This window comes from Parasutterella secunda (genome assembly GCF_024733725.1).
GTDB lineage: Bacteria > Pseudomonadota > Gammaproteobacteria > Burkholderiales > Burkholderiaceae_F > Aphodousia > Aphodousia faecalis.
On the sequence record NZ_JANRHP010000006.1, the window covers coordinates 112,928 to 119,376 of the forward strand.

Below are 6,449 nucleotides of genomic sequence, written 5' to 3' on the forward strand. Positions count from 1 at the left end.
TTAACGTTAGAGAGAGTTAAACCAAAATCAGAGCAGAAACGATGACGGCAGCAAACATCCCGGCCCAAGTGCGTTTAGCCACTTCAATGGGCGAGACACGAGCAACGCCAGCCACGATAATGACAGCACCGGCCAAGGGGCTTGCCGTACGACCGAACTGACCGGCCAAGGCGGCCAACAGACCCAAGCCTTCGCTAGTCATACCGAAGGAAGCGGCAGACGGCGTAACGGCTTGGTTAAAGGCCCAAATGGCGGCTTCGCCGGAACCAGTACCTGCGGCCATCAAGAACGGACCGATAGAGGCACCCCAGCGGGCGATATCGTTACTGTGTTTGAGAAATTCGATGAAGGCGGGAACGGCACCGGTGGCTTGAAGACCGGCAACGAAAACGCCGGCAGCAATGATCAAACCGATCACTTGAGCGTAGCCGGAGCCCAAACCTTTAAAGAAAGCCTTGGAGAATTCACCCGGGGTCTTCAAGGTGATCAAGCAGATGAAGATCACACCGATGATCATGGACATCACCACGTCAACGCCAGCTTTCGGGAACCAAATGGCGCTCACGATCAAAATACCCATCGGGATAATCGGTGCAATGGCTTTTAAGGGGTTGACTTTGAATTCTGTTGCTTCGGCGGCTTCAAAAGTGGCCATTTCTTCAGGCGTCATTTGATGGTCGTGATACTTAAAGATGCAGACCAGTGCAAGACCGACAGCAGAAACCAAGAATAAGCCGACAATGTACGGGGCGCCCCAGCCGATGAAATCCATCAATTCCATCTTGGCCATCTGAGCGATGTAGATGTCGTGTGCGCAACCGGGGTTAAGCAGCAGACCGCACATCGTGCCACCGGCCACAGCCGCTGCGGCACCGGCCGGACGGATACCGGCGCGAATCAGAAGGGGGATGAAGGTGGCGCCCACCGTGGCAGCCGTACCGGCAGCCGACATGATGGCGATATTAATCAGAAACGTGATGATGGTGCACACGGGGATGAGCAATGCACCGAGGCTGCGCAGGGGGGTAGCCAAAGCCTTCACCAAGTGAAGGTCACACTTGGAAGCCGTCACCACGGCGGCAAAACCCATGGCCGAACAGATGGCCGGTACCAATGTCGGATTGGTCATTCCTTTAATAAAAGCTTTAAAGGGAGCGACCGGGGATCCGGCGATCAGGCACATAACCAAACCGGCAAGAAATAAGACCATGCGTGTTTCAATGCGCTTGACAAGCGCGTAGATCGTCAAGACGATCACGGCGACAGCGCACCAAATTTGTATAGTCATTTTGTGAACTCCTCGAAGAACAGTTAGAGAGTGGACTGCTTTTAGTCCTTCGAGATTGGCATTATTGAGAAATAAGAAAATGTTTAAAAGGCAATAAAGTCAAATATAGGTTGCAAAAATGTCAATTCAATGAGTGTTCAACAAAGGGCTATGAAAATAATTACTGAAAAATCGAAAAGAAACGAGAATCCCTAGGGTCCTTTCAATATTGCAAAGTAAACTAAAACAAGTTGACAATTTTTCAATGTGCAAGTGAAAACCCTAAGTCAGTATTAATGCGGCACTAAGCAAATTTACCTATTTGCTTTTGAACGGTTTTCGACCGATGCTGTTTTTTCCCAATTGAACCATTAAGTAAATTTCCTTACAATGTCGAAAATTTTCCAATGAGCTCAACGAATTAGATTACTAGCTATGGATATCGCTGCGACTCTTGAGGCGTTCTACAACAAAGTAGACCTTTTGTATCTGACCGACGTGATCGGTATTGTGGCCTTTGCTTTTGCGGGCGTTCTTATCGGTATTCGCATGAAGTGTGACCCGGTTGGCATTTTTGTTTTGGCCTTCTCGACAGCTTTTGGCGGTGGGATTGTCCGCGACTTGCTGATTGACCGTCGCCCAATGTACTGGATCGCTAATCAAGAATTGGTTTGGTTGGTTTTGCTCATTACTATCTTTACACCGATGATTTTCCGCTTCTACAAAAAGCATCTTTCCTATGATGTGTTTGTTTGGAGTGATGCCATCGGTTTGGGCTTTTTCTCCGCTGTTGGTACCAGTCACGGTGTCAATCTTGGCGTGCCTTATTTGCCCGCGGTTCTCTGCGGTGTGGCCACCGGTGTTTTCGGCGGTCTTTGCCGTGATACCTTCTTAAATATCAAGCCTTCTCTTATTTATGACCATCAGCCCTATGGTTCCGTTGCATTTGCCGGTTGCTGGCTCTACATTGCGATGATTGAGTTGGGCTTTGACAATACGCTGAGTATTTGGGTTGGATCGCTTTTTATCTGTTTTTTCCGCATGTGGTGCTATTACCGCTCGTGGCGCATCGCCTATCATGACGAGTTCATCCATGAGGATCCGTCTCCAGAGACTGACCGCGACCGCCGCCAACAGTAGTATTGGTTTGTTTTTTCGGAGGCCGCACAATAGGCGGCCTACCGGGCGTCTGGACAGGACGCTCTTTTTGTTTTTAAAATCAAATTCCTTTTTAGGTAGGAAATAGTTCGTGCGTTTGCGCCAAATTCGTATCAGCGGTTTTAAATCGTTCGCTGATCTCACTGTCATTGAAGTGCCCTCATCCATTGTTGGGATCGTGGGGCCGAACGGCTGCGGCAAATCCAATGTGATTGAAGCTGTGCGCTGGGCCTTGGGTGAAGGTAAGGCCAGTGATTTGCGCTGCAAGAGCATGAGCGAATTGATTTTTGCGGGTTCAGACAACCGAAAGCCCGCCGGCCGCGCCATGGTTGAACTGGTTTTTGATAACAGCGATGGCGCGCTTCAAGGACCCTGGGGATCTTATGTGGATATTTCCGTCAAGCGTGTTTTAACGCGTGACAATACGAGTTCCTACCTGATCAATAATCAGCAAGTACGTGCCACCGATGTTCGGGATCTCTTCATGGGAACCGGTCTTGGCGCCAATTCTTACGCCATTATCAGTCAAGGCATGGTGACGGAATTTGCCAAAGACTCGCCCGAAAAACGGCGTGAATATCTTGAAGAGGCTGCGGGTGTCTCCAAATATAAGAAACGCCGCAAAGAGGCCGAGTCCAAATTAGCCAGTACACGGGCCAATTTGGAGCGCGTCAGTGACCTGCAGGTTACGCGCCGGGAGTCTTTAAAAAGGCTAGAAGAAGAAGCTCGGGTTGCTGAAGAGTACCAACAACTTAACGCCAAACGTGAAGCACAGGAATCGCTTTGGTGGTTTACCCAGATGGTTGAGGCTAAAAATGCCATCGACCGCATTAACGCCCAAGTGTCGGCCGCCCAAGCAGAAGTCGGTAAGAATGATTCTGAATTGAATCGTCTCCGTCAAAATCTCCAACAACTTCGCTCCAAGCTCAACGATGCCAATATCACAGTGCTCGGGAAAACGCAGGCTTTAGCGGAAGTGGATAAACAAATTTCCGCCGTTGAAGGCAATATTCGTTCCATTGTCGAGCGACGGGCGCTCATGAAAACGCAGCTTGAAAGTTATCGTTCAATGCTTGAGGCACGCGGTCGTGAAGTCTCGGCTCAAGGCGAAAAGATTCACGCGTTAAGCGCTGAACGCGAGGAAAAAGAAGAACTCGTAGCGACGGCCAATGAACGCGAAGCGGCTTTGGAAGAAAAGAAATTTGCTGCTGAAGAGCTGGCTCATCAAAAGGAGCTTGCTTTTGAAGCGCTGCAGAAAGAGTCTCAGCGAATTGAAAATGAGTCGAGAAATCTGTCGCTTGAATTAGCAAGGCTATCGAAGACCAAAGAAGAGTTAACGCTTCGACTTGAAAAATTCAAGCGCGAAGCTGCCCAGACGGAAGCGCCCGATATGGATCGCTTCAATGCGTTAAAGGAAGAGCTTTCAATTGTCAAAGAAGACAGTGAGGCGCTTAAACTAGAACGCGAAGATGCTCAAGCCCTGCTTGAAGAGGCTCGTGAGGGACTGACCGGCTCTCAGAGTGCAATTCACGAGAAAGAGCAGCGACTGGCGGCGATCACAGCGAAATTGACCACGCTCAAAGAATTGGAAGAAAAAAGTCTGACGGGCGATAAGCTTTCCGATTGGCTTGAACGCCAAGGTTTATCGTCTTTGACGCGCCTATTCGAAAAATTGCAGCCTCAAGCCGGTTGGGCCAGGGCGCTCGAAGCCGTTTTGCGCGAGCGAGTCAATGCCCTCGGTATCAGCAATCTTTCCATGGCTGCCGCTTTTGAAATGGCGCCGCCTCCTGCCAAACTGACCTTCTATTCGACGCTGCTTAAGACCGAAGAGCAGTCTGCACCGCTCGGTCTGACTGGACTTATTGAGAAAGTCAGTTTTGACCGTCATAACGAAGAGACTCGCGCGGCGCTTACCCGTTGGCTGTCTCATTACTTTGTTGCCGAGAACGTTAAAGAAGCGGTGAGTAAAGTTGACCTATTGCCGCCGGGTTGTCACTTTGTGACCCCACAAGGTCATATGATCGATAAAGTGAGCGTGAATTTCTGGGCGGATGATTCGACCGGTTTATTGTCACGAAGGGCTGAAATCAACACGCTTGAAGAAGAAAGCGAAGCGCTTCGCCGTGAATTAGAACAATTGCACCAACAAATGGGAGAAGCCCATCTAAAGGTTTCTCAGATGAGTGAACGCCTTCAAAGTGCCAATACGCATTTTGAAACGGTTCGTGCCAGAGAAAGTGAACTGGCTCTTGAGTTAACAAGACTGACGGCAGCCATTGAGGCCTACCAAAACAGAAGTGCGGAGCTTGGTGAGTGGATCGAAGAAGCTCAGGCACAACTTGAAGAAACCACGGCGGCAATTGAAGAGGCCGATGAGCGCTTCAGTGTTCTCGATGAAGAAGTGGCGACTCGTCAGCAAAAATCCGAAGACGCCCGCCTTTCTTGGGAGGCCGCGCGTGAAGAATCCCGTCGTGCGGAGCAGGAATTTAACGTCTTTGCCTACACGCAAAGAGAAATTGAATTAGCTCTGAAAAATCTCTCAGAGCGTATTGCAGAAGCTCAGCGTGCTCAGCTTTTGGCGCAAAACGAGCAAACGGAACTTAAAGAAAAGATTGAAACGGTCAGCGCTTCACTTGAAGAATTGGATGAAGACAGTGAAAAAGCGGGGCTGCAGGAACTTTTGCAAAAACGTGAAGCCGCACTGGTTGCTGTTGAACAATCGAAGACTGAACTGAGTGGCGTGGAAGCTCAAGTGGCTGAGAGTGAGAAGTCATTAGACAGTTTTGAAGAAGCGAAGCGCCGTGAACAAAATCGCATGGGTGACTTGATTGCCAAACGTGGTCAACATGAAGTTGAGTACGGTACGGTGCGAAGCCGCTTGGAAGAATTTAATTTTGATGAAGAAGCGTTAAGAACGCGTTATGAAACGGAGCGGCCAAAACTGAATGCTCTTCGTCAGGAAGTCGAGCGTATTGCTCAATCAATGGCTCAATTGGGCGCGGTCAATCATGCCGCCCTCGAACAATTAAAAACGCAGCAAGCTGAAGTTGAGCGCATTGACCGGGAAGTGGCTGATCTTGAACAGGCAATTGCCACGATTGAGGCGGCGATTAAGAAAATTGACCACGAAACGCGGACGCTATTGCTCGATACGTTTAATCGTGTCAATGAGGCCTTTAACCAAAAGTTCACGCAATTATTCAATGGCGGTCATGCCCGTTTGGAAATGACAAGCGACGATGCGCTTGAAGCCGGTATTGAAATGTTTGCCAATCCTCCCGGCAAACACAATCACTCTATCCGCCAACTCTCGGGCGGCGAGTTGACACTGACGGCTACAGCTTTGGTGTTTGCTTTCTTTACCCTTAATCCGGCGCCATTCTGTCTGCTCGATGAAATTGACGCTCCTCTTGACGAAGCCAACCAAGAACGGCTTTCAAGACTTGTCGGCGCTATGAGTGAAAACACTCAATTTATGATGATTACCCACCACCGGGTGACCATGGAGCACACCAATCAGTTGATTGGGGTGACGATGAAAGAGCCCGGTGTTTCGCGTGTGGTGAGCGTGGATATTGCTGAGGCAAGCCAATACGCTCAAAAGCCTCGCGTCAGCTGAGGCAATCGATAAACGGCGTTAAAACTTCGCCGTTTTCAACATTCCTTTTTGTGCTCAAAATTCCCTGATCTTTGGGATTGGGGGAGTGTTTTTGTTTTTTGGGGAAACGGACGATGTTTGTGAGATTTTTGATTTTCTTTTTCGGTTTGTCGATTTTGTCTTTAGGAATTGCCACGGTGACCAATGCCGGGTTGGGGACGGGCACGGTGAGTTCAGTTGCCTATGTGCTCAATCACATGACGGACTTTTCCATGGGCTTTTTTGTGTTTCTCACAGAATAATCACGAAGGAAGCCCCTTGTTTTAACAAGGGGAGGAATTCGTGCAACGACCTTGGTCGTTGAAGTAAAATTCAGTCCCATGACTAGCCCAACCTTTATCATTGAGCTTCCCATTCGTGTGAGTG

The 6,449-nt window shown here is 49.2% G+C and carries 4 protein-coding genes; 3 read left to right on the top strand and 1 reads right to left on the bottom strand.

Features of this window, described 5'->3' with window-relative positions; translation table 11 throughout:
• Window positions 1-16 precede the first annotated feature (16 nt).
• Window positions 17-1,288: a C4-dicarboxylate transporter DcuC gene (gene dcuC / locus NW199_RS07190; RefSeq protein WP_022472482.1), complete on the bottom strand. Its 1,272-nt coding sequence runs from the start codon at window positions 1,286-1,288 to the stop codon at window positions 17-19.
• 414 nt (window positions 1,289-1,702) lie between these two features.
• On the opposite strand from dcuC, the gene NW199_RS07195 reads away from it, so the two are divergent.
• The 3 genes from NW199_RS07195 to NW199_RS07205 all read left to right on the top strand — a co-directional run bounded on the left by NW199_RS07195 (window position 1,703) and on the right by NW199_RS07205 (window position 6,325).
• Window positions 1,703-2,407, top strand: a complete 705-nt coding sequence (locus tag NW199_RS07195; protein ID WP_022472483.1) for a trimeric intracellular cation channel family protein — start codon at window positions 1,703-1,705, stop codon at window positions 2,405-2,407.
• Between the two features lie 109 nt (window positions 2,408-2,516).
• Window positions 2,517-6,044, top strand: a complete 3,528-nt coding sequence (gene smc / locus NW199_RS07200; RefSeq protein ID WP_258334106.1) for a chromosome segregation protein SMC — start codon at window positions 2,517-2,519, stop codon at window positions 6,042-6,044.
• A gap of 119 nt (window positions 6,045-6,163) precedes the next feature.
• Window positions 6,164-6,325: a DUF6198 family protein gene (locus NW199_RS07205; RefSeq protein WP_258334107.1), complete on the top strand. Its 162-nt coding sequence runs from the start codon at window positions 6,164-6,166 to the stop codon at window positions 6,323-6,325.
• The last annotated feature ends 124 nt before the right edge of the window (window positions 6,326-6,449 follow it).